At 38.6% G+C, this 22,514-nt stretch carries 16 protein-coding genes, 1 riboswitch and 2 other annotated features; of the genes, 3 read left to right on the top strand and 13 right to left on the bottom strand.

Annotated features, from left to right (window positions below; all coding sequences use genetic code 11):
* Window positions 1-49: 49 nt before the first annotated feature.
* Window positions 50-1,390 (top strand): amino acid permease, encoded by a 1,341-nt coding sequence (locus A5849_RS04660; RefSeq protein WP_002293793.1) that lies wholly within the window; start codon window positions 50-52, stop codon window positions 1,388-1,390.
* A gap of 194 nt (window positions 1,391-1,584) precedes the next feature.
* Window positions 1,585-2,028, top strand: a complete 444-nt coding sequence (locus tag A5849_RS04655) for a DUF305 domain-containing protein (protein ID WP_002293791.1) — start codon at window positions 1,585-1,587, stop codon at window positions 2,026-2,028.
* A 380-nt stretch (window positions 2,029-2,408) separates the two neighbouring features.
* On the opposite strand, the gene nhaC is transcribed toward A5849_RS04655, so the two are convergent.
* The 7 genes from nhaC to mgtA form a co-directional block, all read right to left on the bottom strand.
* Complete coding sequence (gene nhaC, locus A5849_RS04650; RefSeq protein WP_002293789.1) at window positions 2,409-3,827, bottom strand: Na+/H+ antiporter NhaC; 1,419 nt, start codon at window positions 3,825-3,827, stop codon at window positions 2,409-2,411.
* A gap of 403 nt (window positions 3,828-4,230) precedes the next feature.
* Window positions 4,231-5,454 (bottom strand): M20 family metallopeptidase, encoded by a 1,224-nt coding sequence (locus tag A5849_RS04645; RefSeq protein ID WP_002308338.1) that lies wholly within the window; start codon window positions 5,452-5,454, stop codon window positions 4,231-4,233.
* 31 nt (window positions 5,455-5,485) lie between these two features.
* The gene (locus A5849_RS04640; protein ID WP_002308336.1) at window positions 5,486-6,325 is read right to left on the bottom strand and encodes a MetQ/NlpA family ABC transporter substrate-binding protein; all 840 of its coding nucleotides are present in this window, start codon (window positions 6,323-6,325) and stop codon (window positions 5,486-5,488) included.
* Window positions 6,326-6,341: 16 nt separating this feature from the next.
* Entirely contained in the window at window positions 6,342-7,022 is a 681-nt protein-coding gene (locus A5849_RS04635; RefSeq protein WP_002348093.1) for a methionine ABC transporter permease, read from the bottom strand.
* A 1-nt stretch (window position 7,023) separates the two neighbouring features.
* A complete protein-coding gene (locus A5849_RS04630; RefSeq protein ID WP_002348092.1) occupies window positions 7,024-8,097 on the bottom strand; it encodes a methionine ABC transporter ATP-binding protein in 1,074 nt (357 codons plus the stop codon).
* 58 nt (window positions 8,098-8,155) lie between these two features.
* Window positions 8,156-8,394 (bottom strand) — a binding site (T-box leader).
* Window positions 8,395-8,435: 41 nt separating this feature from the next.
* Window positions 8,436-8,670, bottom strand: a binding site (T-box leader).
* Between the two features lie 76 nt (window positions 8,671-8,746).
* Complete coding sequence (locus A5849_RS04620; RefSeq protein ID WP_002308332.1) at window positions 8,747-9,418, bottom strand: HAD family phosphatase; 672 nt, start codon at window positions 9,416-9,418, stop codon at window positions 8,747-8,749.
* An 87-nt stretch (window positions 9,419-9,505) separates the two neighbouring features.
* Window positions 9,506-12,154, bottom strand: a complete 2,649-nt coding sequence (mgtA, locus tag A5849_RS04615; RefSeq protein WP_002348091.1) for a magnesium-translocating P-type ATPase — start codon at window positions 12,152-12,154, stop codon at window positions 9,506-9,508.
* Window positions 12,155-12,495: 341 nt separating this feature from the next.
* Window positions 12,496-12,670, bottom strand: a riboswitch (M-box (ykoK) riboswitch).
* A 172-nt stretch (window positions 12,671-12,842) separates the two neighbouring features.
* Between mgtA and ndk the strand changes: the two genes are divergently transcribed.
* A complete protein-coding gene (gene ndk / locus A5849_RS04605) occupies window positions 12,843-13,280 on the top strand; it encodes a nucleoside-diphosphate kinase (RefSeq protein ID WP_002308328.1) in 438 nt (145 codons plus the stop codon).
* A gap of 21 nt (window positions 13,281-13,301) precedes the next feature.
* Here ndk and A5849_RS04600 read toward each other — a convergent pair whose 3' ends face one another.
* From A5849_RS04600 to A5849_RS04570, 6 genes are all read right to left on the bottom strand, one after another.
* The gene (locus A5849_RS04600; RefSeq protein WP_002308327.1) at window positions 13,302-14,168 is read right to left on the bottom strand and encodes an Rgg/GadR/MutR family transcriptional regulator; all 867 of its coding nucleotides are present in this window, start codon (window positions 14,166-14,168) and stop codon (window positions 13,302-13,304) included.
* Window positions 14,169-14,386: 218 nt separating this feature from the next.
* A complete protein-coding gene (locus tag A5849_RS04595) occupies window positions 14,387-16,480 on the bottom strand; it encodes an LTA synthase family protein (protein WP_086309978.1) in 2,094 nt (697 codons plus the stop codon).
* A gap of 556 nt (window positions 16,481-17,036) precedes the next feature.
* Complete coding sequence (locus tag A5849_RS04585) at window positions 17,037-17,660, bottom strand: hypothetical protein (RefSeq protein WP_002308324.1); 624 nt, start codon at window positions 17,658-17,660, stop codon at window positions 17,037-17,039.
* A gap of 155 nt (window positions 17,661-17,815) precedes the next feature.
* The gene (locus A5849_RS04580; RefSeq protein WP_002308322.1) at window positions 17,816-19,213 is read right to left on the bottom strand and encodes a glycoside hydrolase family 1 protein; all 1,398 of its coding nucleotides are present in this window, start codon (window positions 19,211-19,213) and stop codon (window positions 17,816-17,818) included.
* A 21-nt stretch (window positions 19,214-19,234) separates the two neighbouring features.
* On the bottom strand, window positions 19,235-20,206 hold the full coding sequence (locus tag A5849_RS04575) for a LacI family DNA-binding transcriptional regulator (protein ID WP_002308320.1): 972 nt from the start codon (window positions 20,204-20,206) through the stop codon (window positions 19,235-19,237).
* 6 nt (window positions 20,207-20,212) lie between these two features.
* The gene (locus A5849_RS04570) at window positions 20,213-22,513 is read right to left on the bottom strand and encodes a glycoside hydrolase family 3 C-terminal domain-containing protein (RefSeq protein ID WP_002308318.1); all 2,301 of its coding nucleotides are present in this window, start codon (window positions 22,511-22,513) and stop codon (window positions 20,213-20,215) included.
* Between the last annotated feature and the right edge of the window lies 1 nt (window position 22,514).

Below are 22,514 nucleotides of genomic sequence, written 5' to 3'. Positions count from 1 at the left end.
TATTCTTACTATACATTTTGATTGTGAATTTAAAAGAAAGAGGTTATTTATGGAAGATAAAAAATTAAAAAAACAACTTAGCTCCCGACATATCACCATGCTAGCTTTAGGTGGAGCGATTGGTGCAGGTCTATTTAAAGGAAGTGGCGAAGCAATTGGAATCGCCGGCCCTTCTGTATTGATCGCTTTTTTGATTGGCGGCATAATTTTATACATCGTGATGAAAGGTCTGGGAAAAATTGTTTTAAGTGGTGGTGATACGCACCACGGATTATCTGGATTGATTCGTCCATATCTAGGTGCTCATGCTGCCGATTTTACCGATTGGGTCTACTGGTCCATGTGGATTATCAATATCATTGCTGAAGCTGTTGCAGCTGCTTCCTTTTTACAGTTGTGGTTCCCCCACATTCCAGCTTGGGTATTTGTTTTTATGTTGGCTGTTTTAACTACTATCATCAATCTTTATTCGGTACGATTATTCGCAGAGACAGAATATTGGCTGGCCTTTGCTAAAATCAGTGTCATTATCCTATTGATCATTTTTGCTGCTTATCTTGTCGGTCAGCAAATGTTGGGTACTGGTGTTTTCCCTACCCTTCAACAATTAACTGATCATGGTGGTTTTACTCCCCACGGTATGAAGGGAATCATCAGTTCTTTGCTTGTAGTTATCTATTCTTACGGCGGTTCTGAGTTGATTGCTATCACAGTAAGCGAAGCAGATGATCCTAAACGTGCGATTCCTAAAGCAATCAAAGGCGTCATGGGAAGAATCATTTCCTTTTACATTATTCCTTTATTTTTGCTTTTGATTATTTTTCCTTGGAATACTTTAGCAGGCACGAACGTTAGTCCTTTTGTGATGGTATTTGAAAAAATGAATATTCCATTTGCGGCAGATATCGTCAATTTCGTGATTGTTCTTGCTCTGTTCTCGTCTATCAATTCAGGTGTATATGCTTCTTCGAGAATTTTGTTCTTCCGCTTGAAAGATCGGAAAGGTTCCTCTAGAAAACTAGCTGTTTTAAACAAGCATCAAGTACCGCAACGTGCTGTGCTGTTTTGTACCAGTGTTCTTTATCTAGGTGTGGCTCTTTCTTATTTTGTCGGTGACAAATTATTTGGCTATCTGGCAGGTTCTCTTTCCTATACAGTATTATTGATCTGGATCATTATCAGTGCTGCGTCCTTTGTACTGACACTAAGGAAAGGAACGTTATGGGACAAAGGAATCAGCTTTTTTGCATTAGCAGTCTTAGGGTTGATTTTCCTTGGTATCCTATTCACGAACTCCATTGGGGTAACTGTATTGACCGGTTTGCTTTACCTGTTCATTTATTTCAGTTATCAAAAAAAGAATGATGCTTTCGTCTTGACGAATGAATGAAACCAATAGAGAATTTTATTCTATTTATATTGAATATCTGGAGCTATTGAAAAAAAGGAGCTGCGACAAAAATTGTTGCAGTTCTTTTTTCCGAATAAACGGTGTTCAAAAACCATCTGTGCAGATTAATTGATTGTTCTCTACGCTCATGACATGATAGAAGAAAGGAATGAAGAAAAAGGAGTTTGTTTTAAATGAAAAAGTATTGGAAGTTTTTGTTGATGATTGGTGTTTCGACGGTAGTCATGTTTGGTATGATGTATTTGAATGTTTATGCGCTTGATCATATCTTCTTCAGTCGCACACGTGTATTCATGGCGCTGATGATGGGTGCAGTCATGGCAGTCATTATGTTGTTGTTCATGTGGAAAATGTATGAAAACAAAAAGATAAATGCTATGATTTTAGCCGCTAGTCTTCTTGTTTTTGCCGGTTCCTTATTTATGGTACGAAGCCAAACAACTGTCAATGATACGGCGTGGATGAAGGCGATGATCCCTCATCACTCTATTGCTATCTTGACAAGTAAACGAGCTGATTTAAAAGATCCTGAAGTAAAAAAATTAGCGGAAGAAATCATTCAGGCACAAGAAGAAGAAATCGACAAAATGAAAAAAATGATCAAAGAAATGGAATGACCATTATCCATCCAAATAAAAAAAGAGGATGTTCCAGAAGTGATCAACTTCAAGAAATAAGAAGAAGCTACTTCTGGAACACCGTGAATCAGAGGTTGTAAAATCAGCGTTCTGACCTGAGTATTAGAGAAACAAATGGCAAAATAGTTCCTCATATTTTGCCATTTTTTGACTAATACCGAGGGTCAGCTGATTGAACACCGTTTATCGAGAGGTTGTGAAAAAGTCGCTTAGTTTCGAGTATTAAGAAAAATTTTGTGAAAATGGCTTTCCACATTTTTGCATAAATTTGGCTTAATACCGAGAAACTGGCTTTTGAACACCGTTTACTCGTAAATGGGAGTGTGACAAGACTTTTGTCACACTCCCTTTTTACATTTTTATTGTTCTAATTGCGCTGTCTTGCTTACTGCTTCTTGCGGTTTCACAAATTTCTTTGAGATCCCCCAACCTGTAAAGGCACTGACCATCGAAAACACAGGTGAAAGCAAACTGAAAAACACGAATGGCAAGTAAGTGAGTGTAGGAATGCCAAATGTACTTGCTACGAAACTTCCGGCGATTCCCCAAGGCACTAAGTAGTTGATTACTGTTCCACCATCCTCTAGTGTTCTCCCTAATACAGTTGGATCAAATCCTGCTTTTTCGTAAGTTTCTTTAAATGCATTACCAGGCAGGATAACAGATAGAAATTGTTCTCCAATAAAGATATTTACTCCGATGCTTGTCATCAATGTTGTAAAAATTAATTTTGGGGTGTTCGTCATCTTTCTTGATACTCGTTCCATAACGGTTGAGATCAACCCAAATTCGATCAACAAACCACCTAATGACAATGTTAGAATAATCAATGACACAGTTGGCATCATGCTTTCGATTCCTCCACGGCTAAGTAGTGAATCGATTTGTTGGTTTCCAGTATTTGAAACAAATCCCGATTCGATGACCCCTGCCAACTTCGTTAAGGAAGTTTGTGGGTTTTGAATAAAGATCATTCCTACTGCTACAGCAATATTCAACAAAATCGTCAAAATTGCCGGCACCTTTTTCCATGCACACAAGAGCATTAAAAATAGAGGAATCAGTGACCAGATCGAAATAGTAAAGTTTGCTTCTAAAATATCAGTCACTTCACGAATAGATGAAAGACTTGCGGCTTTACTTGTGTGTCCTAAAATCATGAATAAAAAGAAAGAAACAACAAATGCCGGAACAGTTGACCACATCATATGCTTGATGTGTTTGAACAAATCGGCATCAACAATAGCTGCTGCTAAATTTGTTGATTCGGATAATGGAGACATCTTGTCTCCAAAAACGGCACCTGAAACAATGGCTCCAACTACAAGGGCTGGATTTAGTCCTAATGTTGTCCCAATACCGAAAAATGCAATCCCAATCGTTGACATAACAGTAAAGGCACTCCCTACAGCGCTACCTACGATTGCACAAACAACAAATACAGAAGGGACGAACCACTGGACACTAATCAATTTAAATCCAATGACCATGAGGGTTGGAATAATTCCTGCTTGTATCCATACAGCAATCAATGAACCGACTAAAATAAAAATAAAGATTGGAATAATCCCCGGTTTGATGCCATTGATGATCCCTTCGTGCAACCAATCTGTCGGGTATTTTTTTATCACTGCGTACAACATGACCATTCCGATAGCTGCCAAAATCGTGATATTAGGTGAAACCTTTAATCCGACAACGCCAATCGCAATGCCTAAAACAATGACCATCAATACAAGTGTTGCTTCTAAAAAACTTGGTGTTCCTTTTTTTTCCATGATAATCTCTCCTTTTTTAGTTGTTCTTATGTTCTAAAAAAGTTAAGATATCGGATTACTCCGCCACAATTCATCCGCGATTCCTCCTTTATAAAAATAAAAAGACCTGCTTTCAACTAAGGACGAATGACTCCGCGGTACCACCTTAATTAAAAACAGATCTGTTTTTCACTTTCAAACGATTATTCAAATGTATGGACTTTCCATGTAATTCGTCAATTAGGCTTGATCGGTTCACAGCGACCACCGACTTTCTGAACAAAACACCTAACCGCTACTGCGTGAAAAGTTGACTTGTATGAAGTTTACCTTCCATAAGATCATTTGTCAATGAAAAAGAAAATATTTTTTCATTTTTCTGAAAATTATTTTTATAACTTTCGCGCACAACTTTATCTTTTTACTAGAAAGTAGCGCCCTCTTGTTTTTTTCTTGCTACTATTTCTTGATGTTCTTGTTTGATTTTTTCTAATAGCTTGGGTTCTCTCAATAAATCTAGAGCTGTATTGGCAAGTAATTCCGCTGCAATCGCAATAGAAGCAAGTCCTTTTTCACTTTTAGCAGCAGCTTTGAATTCTTCTGTATGTCCGGCAATATATGTCTCAGAGATTGCTACAGTAGGCTGTATCGTTGGAATAACTTGGCTAACATTTCCTACATCAGAAGAACCTAGACTTGTTCTTTGTTCCGTTTCTATTTCTTCATCAGGAACCCCTGCTTCTTTTGCATGTTGGAAGAATAAGTCATCAAAAGAAGGCGTGACGATGACATCATCGACTGCATTTTGGAACAATCCAAACTCAAAAGTCGTACCCATGCTTAATGCAGCGCCTCGTACGATATTTTCCACTTTTTCATATACTTTGTCTAATGTTTGTCGATTTCCTGCACGTAAATAGAAACGTCCAGCAGCGTAGTCTGGTATGACGTTGGCCGCCACGCCCCCATCTGTAATGATTCCATGGATATTGACATCTTTTGGCAATTGCAAGCGTAGAGCGTTGATTCCGTTAAACACTTGGATCAAGGCTTCCAAAGCATTTACTCCTTTTTCAGGTGCTGCTGCTGCATGAGAAGCGACACCGTAAAATTTGATATCGACTGGATCATTTGCTAAAGATTCTGTCGTTTTCCCATAACGAAAAGCTGGATGGACACATAATGCTGCATCGACATCCTCAAAAAAACCTTCCCGAACGAAGCTTCCCTTAGCTGATCCATTTTCGCCTCCTTCTTCCCCCGGAGTACCATACACACGGATTTCTCCGCCAATCTCATCAATGAATTGTTTCACTATGCTGGCTGCTAATACGGAGTAAGTACCAAATAAATTATGTCCGCATGCATGACCAATACCTGGTAAAGCATCAAATTCTGCCAAAAAGGCAATTGTCGGACCTGGTTTATTGGAAATATAACGTGCATCAAAGCCTGTTCGGTGCCCAGCTACTTCTTTTTCTACCCAGAACCCTTCTTTTTCCAATTGTTTGATTAAAGCTGCTGAGGAATAAAATTCATAATTACTTACTTCAGGATGGTCGTGGATAGCTAGTGCAAGTGCTTGATATTCTGGTAAACGGTATTGAATCAGATCCTTCAATTGATTTGTTGAGAGTGTGGTTGTCATAAAAATTTCCTCCTATGCTAGTCGTTTTTTCTTATTTTCTCCCGAATGTTTCCCACGCAGGTACGCTTGAACCTTTTGATGTTTTTTCGATTACTTTGGCTGTTTCTTCTGTTTGATAGGCATCTACTATTTTTTGATACGTTTTATTGTCTTCATCTTCTTTTCTTGCAACGATGATATTGACATAAGGACGTGCATGCTCATCGACTGGTTCTAAGAAGATTGCATCAGAAGCGGGATTAAATCCAGCATCTACAGCTACACCGCTATTGATGACTGAAATATCTACATCTGACAAAGCACGTGCTGTTTGGGAAGCATCTAACTCAGAAATGTCTAGATTTTTTTTATTCTCGGTAATATCAGAAACGGTAGGCGCTTGGTCTTTTGCCTTGTCCACTTTGATCAATCCAGCAGTTTGCAATAACAGAAGAGCTCTGCCGCCATTCGTGACATCATTAGGGATTGCAACTTTTGCTCCATCTTTGATATCAGCCACATCTTTTAACGTATTGGAATAAATTCCCAACGGTGCATTAACCGTATTCCCAATCGATACTAAATCAGTTCCGTGTTCTTCATTGTAATTGTCTAAAAAGAATTGATGTTGGAAGGAATTCAAATCGATCGATCCATCTGCTAAAGCCGCATTTGGCTGATTGTAATCTGTAAATTTCACATATTCCAAATGGATGTTTTCCTTTTTCAAACGGTCTTTCACATCGTCCCATACATCTGTATCTTCCCCAATGATCCCTAGTTTTACGGTCGTTTCTTTTTTGTCAGTTGTAGCTGCTTTTCCTTGGCTGCATCCTGCCAACCAAATAATTGCTACAAATGTAATGACTGCAAAACGAATAATTTTTTTCATTTTTTCTCCTCCACTTTCAATGTGTGACTTTTTTAATCAGTTGATTACTGATAAATTGACTCAAAAAAACTAAGACCAGAATCAATAATGTAGCGACAATCGTTACATCTGTTTGGAATCGATTATATCCTCTCGATATAGCAAGATTCCCTAATCCTCCGGCACCTACTGCTCCAGCCATGGTAGTCAGTCCGATCACATTGATGATCGTCAACGCTGAGACCCGAATGATACCAGGTAACCCTTCTAACAAATAAACACGTAAAATGATGCCGATTGGGCTCGTGCCCATCGCTTCTGCTGCTTCGATCACCCCAGGATCAACTTCTAGCAGTGCATTCTCGATTTGACGGGCAAAAAACGGGACAACGCCAAAAATCAAAGGGACTAAAGCTGCTTTGGCACCAATCGTCGTTCCAACTAAGAAACGAGTAGTCAAAGCTAAAAGAGAAAGCAAGATAATGAAAGGGATGGAACGAATGATATTGATCAACTTATCAAGTATTTCGAACAGCAGCCTGTTAGCTAGTAATCCATTTGGACGTGTCACTACTAACGTCACACCTAAGATGATTCCGATGATCCCACCAATTAATGCCGTCCAAAAAGACATATATAGTGTTTGCTTTGTCGCTTCGATGAATTCATCCGGAATCAAATAGACATTCGGCAAATATGTTTTAAAAAATTCAGTCATTTTAGTTTCCTCCTTCGATGACTTTGATACGGTTATCTAATTCATTTTTTTGTAAAATAGTTACTTTTACACCAGATTTAATCAAATAATCCAATGCTTTTTGCCGCTGTTTGGTTTCTCCAGCTAAAGTAACGATCAAACTTCCTAAGGGTGTTTCTTGTAATAGCTCTACATTACCGTATAAGATATTCGCTGTTACTTGGTACTTGCTGTAAAGATGAGCGATTAGAGGTTCGTTCGTCTGGTTGCCGATATAACTTAATTCCACCAACCATTTATTTGCAATCTGATCGGCAAAAGCAGCATGGACACTGATTGTTTCCAATGCTTGGTCAAGGTGTGTCGCTGTCCGAATAAAATCTTTAGTCAATTCTTCTTCAGGATGACTGAAAATCTGGATGCTGCTACCTTTTTCAATGATTTTCCCCGCTTCCATAACCGCTACCTTGTTGCAGATTTCTTTGACAACTTGCATCTCATGAGTGATCAGGACGATTGTTAGACCTAGCTGACGATTTAGTTTTTTTAACAGTGCAAGGATCTGAAGGGTCGTTTTCGGATCAAGTGCACTAGTTGCTTCATCGCATAACAACACTTTAGGTTCATTTGCCAGAGCTCGTGCGATTGCCACTCGTTGTTTTTGCCCCCCCGACAGTTGTTTAGGATACGCAGATGCTTTTTCTTCCAGACCGACAAGTTCCAGTAGTTCATTCACTTTTTGACGACGTTCCTGTTTTGATTTTCCAGAATACTTTAGAGAAAAATCTACGTTGTCAAAAATCGTTCGACTTTCCATTAGATTGAAATGCTGAAAGATCATACCGATGGCCTTTCTTTCTTTTCGCAATTCTTTTGGAGAGAGCTGGCTTAAATTCGTCTGATTGACGATGACTTCTCCTGCTGTTGGTTTCTGCAACAAATTCATCACGCGGACTAACGTACTCTTTCCTGCACCTGAGTAACCGACGATCCCATAAACATCCCCTTTTTCAATCGTTAAATCTACAGAATCTACTGCCTGTATCTCTTTTTCTTTTTGTTTGAAACATACAGAAATATCTCGCAATTCAATCATTAACATTCCTCCTTGTCTATAAAAAAAGCATCCTCAAGAAAATGAAAATAGTCATTTTCTTGAGGACGCCTTTTTGCGTGTTACCACCTCATGTTCAAGCTGTGTTCACACACAACTCCTCTTCAAGTACCATCATACTCTAGCAAGATATCGGTCGCAGCCGTCACCGCCTTACATCTATGCTCGGGATGAATTGCTCGATGGCCATTTTCCAATAGTCGTTCCTTGCTTCTTCTCAGCTACCGAAGCTCTCTGTCAAAGGTTCTTCTATCGTACTTACCATTTCAATGCAAATAATATTCAAAAAAAAATCCTTTTACTAACATAAACTATGTCAGTAAAAGGACGACGTATCGTGGTACCACCTTTTTTCGGAAGTTTCCTTCCCTCAAGCCCAACATCTCAAAAAGAGAGATTGGCGTTCGTTTTAACGGTCGAACATTTCCGAATTTGCCTACTTATCGACAAATTATTCTCCAAGGCCATTTTTCAGCTTTTCTTACTTGACTCTTCTCACCAGCCAGAGCCTCTCTGCAAAGTTTCCAAGCTTACTTTCCTTCTCAACGAAATCAATATTTTGTTGTTGGGAATAATCTACAGGAGGAAAACTGAAAAGTCAAGCATGAAATCCAAATTATTTTTTCTATATTTATTTTTCTGTTTTTTTATCTAACATTTCAATAACAGTTCGAAGATCTTTTCCTTCCGCAAGAAGGTTCAATTTTTCCTTCTCTTCGACGCTATAATTTCGAACAAAACTGGAATCGGGAATCAAAACAACGCCTAGTCCTGCACGTGAAGCGGCTGTCGCTCCTACTAAAGAATCTTCCACTGCAAAAGCTGAAAGAGCTTCTAATCCTGTTCGTTCCAAAGCTGTCAGATAAGGGACTGGTGAAGGCTTGTTCTCCGATACTTCATCTCCGAACGTAAACGTATCAAAGTAATCGGCTAATTGAAAGTGATCCAAGATATCTGTTGCTCTTTTCGTAACAGTTGTCGTAGCAATCCCTAGTTTCATATGACGTTCTTTTAAGTCTGTCAATATTTCTTTTGCGTAGGGTTTCAATTGGATAGCTCCACTTGTCAGCTGTTGATAAAAATATTCTTCACGCTTTGCTCGGACTTCCTGCACTTTTTCAGGACTGCCTGCTGCCTGCACTAAAATATCAAAACTTTGTTTCCAGTTTTTTCCGCCCCAAGCGTCAACGATTTCTTTCGGGATATGAATATCAAATTGCTGGAATCCCCAAAGCCAACCATCCCGATACGTTCTTTCCGTATCCACTAACAAACCATCTAAATCAAATATTGCACCTTTCATCTATACATTAATCCTTTCCAAAACAATACACCTAGTTTAGCATGATTGATCCAAAATGAACAGAAGCATAGAGCCCAGCCGCATCACTTATAAGAGTTCTTGGAATCGACGGATATAGATTTTCTTCACAGCTGTCACAAGCGCCAGATAAGCGACGACTGTTATAAGCAACCATAACCAGTAATTGCCAGGGAGCGGCATCAAGCCTAACTCAGCACCAAATCCTGTGAATGGAAGGACTGAACCGACAATGATTCCTAATGTAGTGATAACCAGCATGGCAAATGTTGCATTGCTTTGGATAAATGGTATTTTCGGTGTACGCAATGCATGGAGTACTAATGTTTGTGTCCACAGGGATTCGACAAACCATCCTGCATGGAATAATGCGATAAAAATCACTTGTTGTGAGCTATCCAATGTATGGAAACTTCCACCAACTACAGCAGGACAAATAACAAAATACATCAACAAGTAAGTAGTAATATCAAAAATCGAACTTGTTGGACCAAAATAAACCATGAATTTTCCAATACTAGATGCATTCCATTTCTTTGGCTCATCCAAATATTCTTTATCCATCCGATCCCATGGTAAGGAAATGCAAGAAACGTCATAGATCAGATTCAAAAATAGAAGTTGCAAAGGCAACATTGGTAAAAATGGTAAGAACGTACTGGCAATCAGTACGGAAAACATATTGCCAAAATTAGAACTTGCTGTTGCCTTGATATATTTCATGATGTTTCCAAAAGTTTCTCTTCCAGAAAGAAGGCCTCTTTCCAAAATCGTCAAATCTTTTTCTAAAAGGATCACGTCTGCTGATTCTTTTGCGATATCCACAGCTGTATCCACGGAAATACCGATATCAGCCACTTTCATTGCTGGAGCATCATTGATACCATCTCCTAAAAATCCGACAGTATGCCCATTTTTACGTAAAGCTGTCGTCAATCGTGCTTTTTGCTGAGGATTCAATTTTACGAATACTTCGTGTTCTTCAGCTACTTGCGCTAATTCATGATCATTCATTTCCGAGATTTTCTCACCAGTAATCAATTCATTGATTTCTAGGCCTACTTGACGACACACAGACCGTGTGACTAATTCATTGTCCCCAGTCAGAACTTTTACAGCTACACCATGTTCTTTTAAAGCTTTCAACGCTTGTTTTGTTGTTTCTTTTGGTGGATCAAGGAAAGCAAGATAACCAATCAGAACCATGTCTGACTCATCTTTGACTGAAAATTCTCCAACAACGCTTGGATTGGTCTTTTGTGCGACACCAATCACTCGCAAGCCGTCTTCATTAAGTGATTGTACTTTTGCAAGCACCGCTTCTTTTCGTTCTTTTGTTAATGGTGCGACAGTACCACCAAGATCAATAAATTTAGAAATGTTCAACATTTCTTCAATCGCGCCTTTTGTGATCATCTGTGTTTTGCCAGCCGGATCAGCGACTACAACACTCATACGGCGACGTTCAAAATCAAAAGGAATTTCATCTACTTTTTGATAATTGATTGTATCTGTATCTAAAGTTTCTGCTGCTTCATCAATGATAGCCACATCTAACAAATTTTTCAGCCCTGTTTGATAGTAGCTGTTTAGATAAGCATGGCGCAAAACACGATCATCTTCATTTCCTTCACAATCCATATGATATTCAAGAATGATTTTGTCTTGTGTCAATGTTCCCGTTTTATCCGTACATAACACATCGATCGCACCAAAATTCTGGATAGCATTTAAATTTTTGATGACTGTTCCTTTTTTGGCCATCACACTTGCTCCTTTGACCAAATTCGTCGTAACGATCATTGGAAGCATTTCAGGCGTTAAACCAACTGCCACAGATAATCCAAAAAGAAAAGCTTCTAACCAATCTCCTTTTGTAAGACCATTGATAACGATAACTGCTGGAGCCATCAATGACATAAATTTGATCAGCAGCATGGATGTTTTGTGGATGCCTAATTCAAAACTTGATCGGATGGGTTTTTCAGATAGCGTTTCTGCTACATGCCCAAATAGTGTGTCATTTCCGACAGAAACAATGATTCCTTCTGCGCTTCCACTGATGACATTGCTTCCCATAAAGACAAGATTTTCATAACTTGTTTCGCTTTGCTGATCGTCTTCACATACTTTCGCATGCTTTTCTACTGGATAGCTTTCCCCTGTCAATGCTGCTTGGGAAATGAATAGATCCTTTGCGGACAATAAACGCATATCCGCTGGTATCATATCTCCTGCTGAAAGCCGAACAAGATCTCCACAGACGATTTCTTCCATAGGAATCTCTGTATACTCGCCATTTCGTTTGACAGCTGCCGTTACTTTCACAAGTGATTTCAGTTTTTCAGCTGCTTGATTAGAACGCACAGACTGGATCAACGTCATCGTCCCACTGACGATAACCATAGTGAAGATAATAGCTACACCAAAGAGATCTTTATCTCCTGGAGCCGCTAATACGTATTCCGTAATGAATGAAATAATTCCTAATGCAATCAACACTAATGTAAAGGGTGTGATGTATGCTTTCAATATTTCTATAATGAATGGTGTTTTTTTGCCATATGAAATCGCATTTTCACCATAAGTTTCTCTTGAACGCTCGATTTGTTCTTCTGACAATCCATTTGGTGATGCATGGAACAATTCAAATAATTCTTGCTTCGTTTTTCCAGCAAAAGCTGCATAGATTTTTTGTGTATCTTTCTTTTTTTCCATCTCGATCTCTCCTTTGTGTCCAAAAGACAGCTGTTCTCGCTGTTTTTGGTCTTTTGCTATTCATCGGATCGATAGAGAAAATGCTGAAAGGGGCTGAGAACAGATAGATAATAGCCCTGGCCTTTCCTCTAAATCCTTGTTTTTCGAATGACTGTCATCCATTTGTTCTCATCTCCTTTACTAAGTAATTTTAATTCATGACTTCCAATCATTTTTCGAATAGTTATTTTCCCAACTCGCTCACCTCCCTTTTTGTTTTTTCACCTATGGGATTTGCGGCAACAAAAAAACCTCTCGCCAAATACTCAGCGAAAGGTTTGAAAAAGCAAATCAAAAAAGCTTCTCAGATCTCATCGTTGAGTTTTGACACTGTACAACGTAAAAAGCAGATATCTGCTTTTAGCTACCTTATGAAAAGCCTTATCTCGACAATTCCTGTTCTACCCATTGGCGTCTCTCGACGTTTTTGGGCAGTAGCCTATGTTTGTATAGGAGCCTCACCTAACAAATCCTATTCGGTTTTCCCTCGTTAATATAACAACTAAAAAAGAGGATGTCAAATCAATTTTCCATGTTTTTCATACTTTTTTAAAATACACGCGTTATATTTCCTGTCTCACGCAGTTTTATTTGTCTCATTTTCCACCTCCCGCTATAATAGAATTATAGTAGGAAACGAGGTGCTGTTATGGAACGAACACTTGTTATTATCAAGCCAGACGGCGTAAGACGCCATTTGGTCGGAAGCATCATCCAACGTTTTGAAGCAAAGGGACTGGCCATTGCTGAAATGAAATTTGCAACGATGACACCTGAACTAGCAAAAGAACATTATCAGCACTTGACTGAACGTAGTTTTTTTGATGAGCTTATCGATTACATGACTTCTGGTCCGGTCGTTTATCTTGTGCTGGTCGGCGAGGAAGTGATCGATATCGTCCGTAAGATGGTCGGAGCAACAAAAGCGGCGGATGCCGTTCCAGGTACGATCCGAGGAGATTATGCACTGCCGGGGACTGAAAACATCATCCATGCTTCTGATTCCCGTGATGCTGCAACAAAAGAGATCGCCCGCTTTTTCCCGCCATTCGATACAAACAAACCGTCTGAAAAAGCGGCGAAGTGATACAAATCCTAAACTGTTGGTCTAACTGCTGGGTTTAGCAATGGCCAGCAGTTTTTTCTCTAAAGAATTCCTTTGATTCTTCCCTAATGTATATTCGATCACTGCGAAAAACTCTTGGTGATTTTCCGATTTTTCTTCCCCTAAAGCAGCAGAAATCAGTCGTTGGTAATAGTCCGCCATCAATGTTTCATAAATCACTGTACTTCTTTCTTTATGCGCTAAACTCCGCTTCATATCTTCATTCACGCTACGTGCCTTTTTTAAGCGACCATTTTCTATATAAAACAAAGTCAAGTTCGTCAAAAAAGTAAAGAGATACTGCTCGTGATTATTCAGTTGTGCGATCCGTCGCATTCTTTTTTTGATTTTCAAATAATTATTCTCAATAAACCGATCACTGAATATCCAAGGAAAATCAGCTAGAATAGATACTTCAAATTGACCATACTCTGGTACTTGCATCAAATATTCTTCAATGATACGACATTCATAACGCAAAAATTCGAATTCCGTCTCAGATACTTCTGTTTTTTTGGACATATGCAGATTCAAAACCAAATAGTACAGATCTTCTGTTTTCTTATAGTGCCTGCGGTTATTAGCAATTTCTTTGTAAGGATCAAAGCTGTCTTCTTGAATCCGATCTAGCATTCGTCTTTTTTTCTTTAATTTTTTTGGCTCATCAAGCTGATTTCGTATCCATTCATATTCAGCAAGTGTCATGTTCATTCGCTCTAAAAATGATTTCAATGTTCCAAACGATACTTTTTTCACTGAATTTGTCTCGATCCCGACTAGCGAAGTTTTAGAACAGATTCCTTCCGCTAATTGGGTCTGTGTCAGCTTTTTGTTGACTCGAAGCTTCTTAATCAATTCTCCATCATACATAATAGTTCTCCTTTTTTAATTGAAATTAACCCTTGGCTTTTCCAGAATGCTTGCCAATAAGAGGAATGATTATTTCAATTTAAATTTTCCGCATTCAATAAATAGATACGTTAAAAATAAAAAATACACGAAAAAAATAAAAAAATGTTTTTCTCATAAAAAATACCAACCTTCAAGCATGAGACTGCTGTCTAATCTCTGAAGGTTGGTTTGATTGTTTATTGATCATTTTTTTGCTGCTCCGCATTGGTTCCTGTTACTGGATATAGGATAGTCGTTGTTTTATTGCCGTTTTTTGAAAAGACACTGGTCGAATGTTCACCTTTTTGCTTTTCGATTGCTTCATTACGTTCCGCTTCGTTTTTATAGTCATATTTTTTCGGATCAATCGTCTCAAATCCGTTTGGCACATAAAACCGCAAGAGATTTTCCTGATTCAGCTTATCTGAAAGACTTAACGCAGTCTTGACTTTTTCCTGATCTTTGGAGATTTCCTCGTCGATTCCTGCTGCTTTCGTATCGATGATTTCTCCTGTCTGATTATTGTAAGCTTTTCCTCCTAGGACGGTGTATTTGGGCGTCACGAAGTTCCCATTTCGAAAAGCAACTACTTGATCGTGCTGAGAAGATAATAAGTCTGTACCAAAATGAAGATAATCTTTATCATCGATTCCCAATAGATGTAGTAATGTCGGCAAAACATCGATTTCTCCACCGTATTCATGATTGACTGTCCCTTTAGTGTAACCAGGCATATGGATCATCAATGGCACTCGTTGCATCTGTGCGTTGTCAAATTCATCCCATGTATCTGGATCTTTACCAAGAGCACTTGCTAAATCTTTATTATCTGTATTCGAGATCCCAAAATGATCCCCGTAAATCACAAAGATTGAATTTTGATAAATACCAGATTTTTTCAAATACGTAAAAAATTGTTCCAATGATTGATCCAGATAATGGGCCGTTCGAACATAATTATCTACTGTGCTATTGCCAGTATTCAAAGATGGAAAGTCGAAATTCTTGTCATCCGTATAATAAGGCGTGTGGTTGGTTACGGAAAGAAATTTCGTGTAAAACGGCTGTTGTAGATGTTCAAGATATTGGGCAGATTCTCTGAATAAATCTTTATCTAATATCCCATAACCTAACGTTTCATCGGATTCATCAAAATAAGATCGATCAAAGAAATTGTCATACCCTAAATTTTTATATACATGATCTCTATTCCAGAAACTAGCTACATTCCCATGGAAAACAGCGCTTGTATAGCCTTCTGTTTGACCAAGGATCGCTGGTGCTGCTTGAAAGACATTATCTGACCCAAGTTCTGTGAATAATGAGCCTTGAGGTAAACCAAATGTGCCAGTTTCCAACATGTTTTCAGCATCACTTGTCTTTCCCTGTCCTACTTCATGAAAGAAATTGTCAAAACTGATCGTTGCTTGATTCTGGAAAATACTATTTAAAAACGGCGTGACTTCTTGTCCGTCTACCTTCATATTGATCAAAAACTGTTGAAAACTTTCTAAATGAAGAACAATCACATTTTTTCCTTTAGCAATCCCAAATGTTTCAGGATTTGGCTCTGCATAATGTTTCTTTGTATAGTCTAAAACTTCATCAATTCCATTACTGCTTGCATGCGCGCGAACACTGCTAATCATTCCTGTTTTGATTCCGTCATAAATAGTGTACGCATCGATTCCTAGATATTTGACAATATAGGAACGGTCAAATGTCCGCTGTAGCAATTGGGGACGGTTGGCTTCGCTCAACGCTAAATTTCCTGAAAAAATCAATCCTGAAAGACAGGTAACAGCGATAGCCATCGGTTTGCTGACAGGGTTGCTTTTGATAGGTATTTTCTTGACCTTCAACCAAACCAGTAGCCCAATGAACACAGCGATATCCAACCAATAGATGATATCATGGGGTTTCATCAAAGAAAAGGAGCTTCCAGACAACCCTTGTGACACTTTCGAAAAGCCTAACACAGATTTGACTGTAATGAAATCTGTGAATTCCCGATAAAAAATAATATTCAAGTACAACAAAAGCGTATTTAAAATATCAATGATCAAAAGAATGGCTAACGCTGGCTTTGGCTTTTTAATGTACAAAGAAAGGCCAAAAAACAATAAGGTAGTCGCAATTGGATTGATCCACAAGATAAAGTACTGGATCGTACCTTCCACACCTAATGAAAAATCTGCATAGTAGGCAATGATCGTCTTCAGCCAGAAAAAGAAAACAGCTGTCAAAACGATTGCTAAACGATTTTGGCACAATTTTTTAAGTTGTGTCACGTATATCACTTCTCTCTATTCACATTTTTTCTTATTTTGCTCCTGAAAAATGAAAATTTCCTAAAAAAGTTGTTATCTTAAGATTTTTTTATTCTTTCTAAAGATTATTCCATCCATTTTTCACAGCATAAAATTGCTGTGGTGTAAGCGGTTAAACTAGTAAGGAGATAAAAATCTTGTGGTGACCGATTTACTCTATAGTATTCAAAAGTAGTTTCTCGGTATTCGTACAAAAAAAAGGGGCTGTGACAAAATTCTTGTCGCAGCTCCCTATTTCTTGATGCAGGACAGCTTTTTCACAACCTCTCCACTAAACGGTGTTCAATCAGCTGACCTTCGGTATTAGCTCAAAAAACGGCAAAATATGAGGAGCTATTTTCCCGTTTTTTTCTCTAATACTCAGGTCAAACCGCTGATTTCACAACCTCTGATTCACGGTGTTCCAGAAGTAGCTTCTTCGGAAATAAGCCGAAATTTTACAAAAACTTGAGAAGCACTTTTCGTAAATTTCTTCTTATTTCTTGAAGCTGACCACTTCTGTCACAACTTCTGTTTTTCATTGTCCATAGGTTTGATATTGTCCTTCTGATGACTCATTCGTAATGATTGAGGCTTGATTTTCTTCATTTCCCGTTATCGTTTGTCCACTGCCAGAATCTGAAGGGCTTAGTTCTGTCGACTCGTTTTTTTGAGAAGAAGCAGTTGTTTTCTTGACTTGTTCGTTGGTCTTTTTCCATTCCGCTAGTCGATCGGCCACCACTTTTTTGTCCACTTTTTCAGAATAAGCTGTAACCACTTTTCCATTTTTCAAACGTGCTACCTTGTCGCCATCATGAGTCAAAAGCAAAACGACCAAATGTTTGTCTTTGAATTGATATTGTCTGAGAGAAATCGCACTAAGTACGTCATCGATATTGATAAATTGATTTTCTTCTTTTCCTTTTGGCAAATAGATGTCCAATTCACCTTTTTCGTAATTGGCAGTTAATTTATATTCCTCCCACCAATAAGTTGAGAATTCTTTTTTGAAATTATCTACTGATTCTTTGCTTGCTACGATTTTTTCTGTTTCTTTCTGAGCAAGATCTGCTGTCATTTTTCCTGAAAATGCTGCGGATAAAATAAGCAGTAAGAAAAAACCGAATAACCAAAAGAGAAGAAACGGTCTTTTTTTCCTCATGCCTTCCTCCACTCCTATTTAATTTTGACTATTCTATTATATACAAAAAATGAAATAGAAAGACAAAAAAGTTGAAAAAGATCGTAAATAATTGAACTTCTTTTTCCTGAAGCGGTAAGAGCGGGAATTTTCATACATTCTCTCTTGGCTATTCTTTAAGCTTCAAATCCATTTCTGTCTGATACATCTTTGAACCAATGACCCGATTTCTTGATCGTTCTTTTTCCATCTTGTGCTAAATCTACTGAAATAAAACCGTAACGATTCTTATAGGCATTGGTCCACGACCAGTTATCCATGCATGTCCACATATGATAACCTAAACAATTGGCACCTTCTTGAATGGCTTGATGGACATATTTCAGATGAGACTGAACAAATTCGATCCGATAATCATCGTGGATCATACCATCTTCCTTGATAAATCGTGCTTCATTTTCTACACCCATGCCGTTTTCAGAAATAAAACAGTCGATATTCCCATAATGATCTCGTACATTGATCAAAATATCATAGATTCCTTTTTCATAGATCTCCCATCCGCGATAAGGATTCATTTTACGACCAGGCATTTCATAATTGTCGAAGTAATCCTCAGGCATAGGACCGTTTTTAGTATCGATTGGTGTTTCTTTTGCTTTTATTCGGCGTGGTTGGTAATAATTAATTCCCAAAAGATCTACTGTATTTTCTTTAATGATCGTCAAATCATCTGGATGAATCTCCGGCATTAGATCGAGTTCTTTTATTCTCTCAATCAATTCACTGGGAAACTCGCCTTTTACAGCTGGATCAAGGAATGAACGATTGAAGAACGCATCTGCTATTCGTGCTGCTTTAACATCTTCGGGATTTGATTCGTCTCTTGGATAACTCGGTGTTAAATTTAAGATGATTCCGATCACACCGCTTTGATCCATTTCATGGTAAGCTTTAATGGCTAATGCTGAAGCCAACGCTTCATGATAACCAACTTGGATTGCCTTTTTCATATCTGATTCTTCCGGATAATGCCATCGATACAAATAGCCTGCCTCGACTGGAACGATTGGTTCATTATGGGTAAACCATTTTTTTACTTTCGAGCCAAACAATTGAAAACAACTTTTTGCGTATTTTTCATAGGCTTCAACCGTTTCTCGGTTCAACCATCCGCCTTTTTCTTGCAGATACATCGGCATATCGAAATGATACAGATTAACAAAGGGTTCGATACCGTTTTCAATCAACTCATCAAAATAGTGATGATAGAAACGAACGGCTTCTTCGTTGATTGTTCCAGATTCATCAGGTATCAAACGGCTCCATTGGATAGAGGTTCGAAATGAATTATGCCCAGTCTGTTTCATCAACTGTACATCCTCTTGATACTTCGTATAAACTTGCGAGGTTTTTTCAGGTCCTACTTGATCAAAGAACTTTTGCGGTTCGTTTTTGTACCAATAATCAAAAATATTCTCTCCTTTTCCATCGCCTGAAATTCTTCCTTCTGTTTGTGGACCACTTGCTGCAGAGCCCCACCAAAAATTTTTTGGAAATTGATATCTTTTCATCAAAGCACCTCTTTTTCTTTTTTAGTTGATTCCATGTATGATATTTTCCATCACAATCACTTTTTCATTTTCTTCCTCTTCTTTTTTGATTCGTTTCAACAGCTGTTCTGCTGCTCGTTCCCCGATTTTATCTGTTGGTGGCGTGATCGTGATTTTTGGAAGGATACTCAGATCGTTTTTATCTAAATAATCATAGTGACTGAACGCAATATCCTTCCCGATTCTGACACCTTCTTGATTGAAACATTCGATGGCACCAATCGACATGTTGTAATTGCTGACAAAAATAGCAGTTGCCCCTTTTTCTAATAATGCTTTTGCCCCGTAATAGCCGCTTTTTCTAGAATAGTCTCCTGTAAAGATCTCTAAATGGATAGACGGATCCTTTTGTACCGCTTCTTTGGCTCCAGCTAAACGTTCTCTTGCTACGTAATCTGTTTGAGCGGCAGCAATAAATCCTATTGTTTTATGTCCTTGTCCGCCATGATGAGTAATCACTTTTGCTACACTTTCTCGATCATTCACTACTATTGTATCAATACCTGCTGGCCCATCCGGACAATTCAATGCGACAACTGGGATACTCATTTTTGTCAGCATTTCAAATCCAGACCACTCTTCTTCTGATAAGAAGACGATCAATCCATCGATCGCATGCTTCATCAGGTATTCGATTTTTTGTTCGATTTTTTCTGGCTGATCGGCAAACCCGCTTAATAATAAGCTATACCCATTTTCTTCAGCTACTCTTTCGATCCCTGAAACAACCTCCGAACCAAATCGGCTAGATATCCCGTTTATCAACAGTCCAATAGAGAAACTTCGATTATTCTTCAATCCTTTAGCAATGATGTTTTCTTTATAGTCCAACGCTGAAATCGCTTCTGATATTTTTTCCATATTCTTTTCCTTCAGCTGCTGACCGTTTAAATAGCGGGAAACTGTTCCCACTGAAACACCAGCCATCTTAGCCACGTCACGGATCGATGCCATACATTTTCACTCCTGCCAGTTACATTTGATTTCTTTTTCTTGTTGTTCGACCATGATGACCGCTTTCTTTACATAATGCCGCTTGTCATCAATATCCATATAACTAAAGTCTTCAGAAGTGAGTTCAAAAACAAGCAGTCTTTCCTCTTGAGACCGCAATTCATCTTTACGAAAAGCTTTCAATAATTTCGTTCTTTGGATGACAGCGCCGTCAATTAATCGGACATAGACAAGAGTACTTGTTTTACCTGAAACACTTCCTGTATTTTTAACTTTAATTGATATTATTACTTTGTCAATATCCGTTTTGACTTCCATCTGACTGTATTCAAATGTTGTATAGCTTAGACCATGTCCAAAAGGATAAAATGGACTTCCGCTTAAATCATAATAATTCTCTTGTTTAGAAGCAGCACGCTGATAGTAATAAACAGGTAGTTGCCGACTATTTCTAGGATAAGACAAACTCAATCGTCCGCTTGGGTTATTTCTTCCAGAAATCATCTGCGCAATGGCTTTTCCACCCTCCTGTCCAGGAAACCATGCTGTTGCAATGGCATTCGTAAATGACTCGATTTTCATCAAATCGTAGGGTCTTCCTTGCACAAGTATCGTTATGATTGGCTTGCCTAGTTGATACAATTGTTCAATCAGCTGTTCTTGGTATCCACCTAAAGAAAGAGAAGCAACATCTACATTTTCTCCAGAATCCATGTTGATCCCTTTCGATGAAACTGCCCCGTTACGAAGAAATTCCATATCAAAGTTCCGCGCACTTGATCCACCTAGAACTGCAATGATCACATCTGAGTTTTGAGCAAGGGTCACCGCTTCTAATAATTTTTCTTCCTGATCCTCCTGATTTCTTACTTCACATCCTTGTGCATAAGAAACCTTTGATTGGGGAAACTCTGTTTTTATCTCTTGTACTATCGTTTTTTTCAAACGGTCTTCTGTTTGTGGTGCAGAGTAGTCTCCCAACAAGTGGTAAACATCGTGAGCATTTGGACCTATAACAGCAATGTTTTTTACTTGTTGATCCAACGGCAATATACCGTCATTTTTTAGTAAAGTGATACTTTCTTTTGCTGTCTCTAAATTTAAGTGCTCTGATTCCTCCATGAGATGATCCCAATACTCCTTTGGATCGTTTGCAAATGGCTGTTCAAACAAACCTAATAAAAATTTGACAGATAAAACTCGGCGAACTGCTTGATCTAGTAGCTTTTCATCTACGACTTGATCATCAATGGCTTCTGCAATCTTGGTATAGGTCTCGTCCCACAAACTGAGATCGATTCCTGCCGCTAATGCATATGCTGCAGCAGTCTTTTTATCTGTAAAAACATCGGCTAAACGATCCAAAGCCACACCGTCTGCCATAACGATCCCTTGATAACCGATCTCTTTTCTTAATGTTTGCTCAAAAAGCGCTCGATTGATATGACAAGGTACCCCGTCGATGTCATTATAAGCAGCCATGACACCTACTGCATTTCTTGTACTCTTCAATAATGGCCCGTAAATATCGGAGAACTCTCTGCGTCCAATCGTCACTGTGCCTGAATTATGACCGCCTAAAGCTTCTCCTTGTGCGATACAGTGCTTTAACACAACACCGATCTGATCCTTCTTCTTATTGATTTCCTCTACTGTCTGATCAAGAAAAGAAACTTTTTCTGAAATAATCTCTCCTTGGAACCCTCGAACGACCGCTTCAGAAAAACGAGCTGAGAGAATCGGATCTTCCCCAAAGCACTCTTCTGTCCTTCCCCAACGAGGATCTTTTGCCAGATCCAAAGTCGACACCAGCGCTAAATGAACACCTTTAGCAGCCAGTTCTTTTGCCATCAATCGGCTCGATTGTTCTAATAATGCTACATTGAAAGTATTTCCACGGCCGATATTCGTTGGATAAGAAATCCCATCCAAACCTTGATGACCATGTGGACATTCTTCTACAAGCAAAACTGGAATTTTCCATCGCGAATGCTGTAGTACATATTCTTGGACTAGGTTAGCCACCTTCCAGCTTTCTTTTGCAGGAATCCCATTCTTATAATCTGTTTTAGACCACGGATCAGAGCGAAACAGACCGTATAAGGCACCCAGACCGCCTCCCCATTTAACATGTTCTTTTAACTTTTCTGTTAATTCGATCTTGTCTCCGTTTTTTTCATAACATTCCCAACCATACAAATGCTGGTTTACCTGTCCTACTTTTTCAGCAATATTCATCCTCGAAAGTAAATCTTCTACTCTTTGGCGGATGGTTAACTTTGGGTTTTGATACGGGTAATCGTACACC

The organism is Enterococcus sp. 10F3_DIV0382 (assembly GCF_002140245.1).
Classification (GTDB): Bacteria; Bacillota; Bacilli; order Lactobacillales; family Enterococcaceae; genus Enterococcus_B; species Enterococcus_B lactis.
This window is presented reverse-complemented; position numbering and strand designations above follow the sequence as displayed.

Coding starts and splice junctions, on each gene's coding strand:
- A5849_RS04660 (WP_002293793.1), top strand. CDS start 50: ATGGAAGATAAAAAATTAAAAAAACAACTTAGCTCCCGACATATCACC.
- A5849_RS04655 (WP_002293791.1), top strand. CDS start 1,585: ATGAAAAAGTATTGGAAGTTTTTGTTGATGATTGGTGTTTCGACGGTA.
- nhaC (WP_002293789.1), bottom strand. CDS start 3,827: ATGGAAAAAAAAGGAACACCAAGTTTTTTAGAAGCAACACTTGTATTG.
- A5849_RS04645 (WP_002308338.1), bottom strand. CDS start 5,454: ATGACAACCACACTCTCAACAAATCAATTGAAGGATCTGATTCAATAC.
- A5849_RS04640 (WP_002308336.1), bottom strand. CDS start 6,325: ATGAAAAAAATTATTCGTTTTGCAGTCATTACATTTGTAGCAATTATT.
- A5849_RS04635 (WP_002348093.1), bottom strand. CDS start 7,022: ATGACTGAATTTTTTAAAACATATTTGCCGAATGTCTATTTGATTCCG.
- A5849_RS04630 (WP_002348092.1), bottom strand. CDS start 8,097: ATGATTGAATTGCGAGATATTTCTGTATGTTTCAAACAAAAAGAAAAA.
- A5849_RS04620 (WP_002308332.1), bottom strand. CDS start 9,418: ATGAAAGGTGCAATATTTGATTTAGATGGTTTGTTAGTGGATACGGAA.
- mgtA (WP_002348091.1), bottom strand. CDS start 12,154: ATGGAAAAAAAGAAAGATACACAAAAAATCTATGCAGCTTTTGCTGGA.
- ndk (WP_002308328.1), top strand. CDS start 12,843: ATGGAACGAACACTTGTTATTATCAAGCCAGACGGCGTAAGACGCCAT.
- A5849_RS04600 (WP_002308327.1), bottom strand. CDS start 14,168: ATGTATGATGGAGAATTGATTAAGAAGCTTCGAGTCAACAAAAAGCTG.
- A5849_RS04585 (WP_002308324.1), bottom strand. CDS start 17,660: ATGAGGAAAAAAAGACCGTTTCTTCTCTTTTGGTTATTCGGTTTTTTC.
- A5849_RS04580 (WP_002308322.1), bottom strand. CDS start 19,213: ATGAAAAGATATCAATTTCCAAAAAATTTTTGGTGGGGCTCTGCAGCA.
- A5849_RS04575 (WP_002308320.1), bottom strand. CDS start 20,206: ATGGCATCGATCCGTGACGTGGCTAAGATGGCTGGTGTTTCAGTGGGA.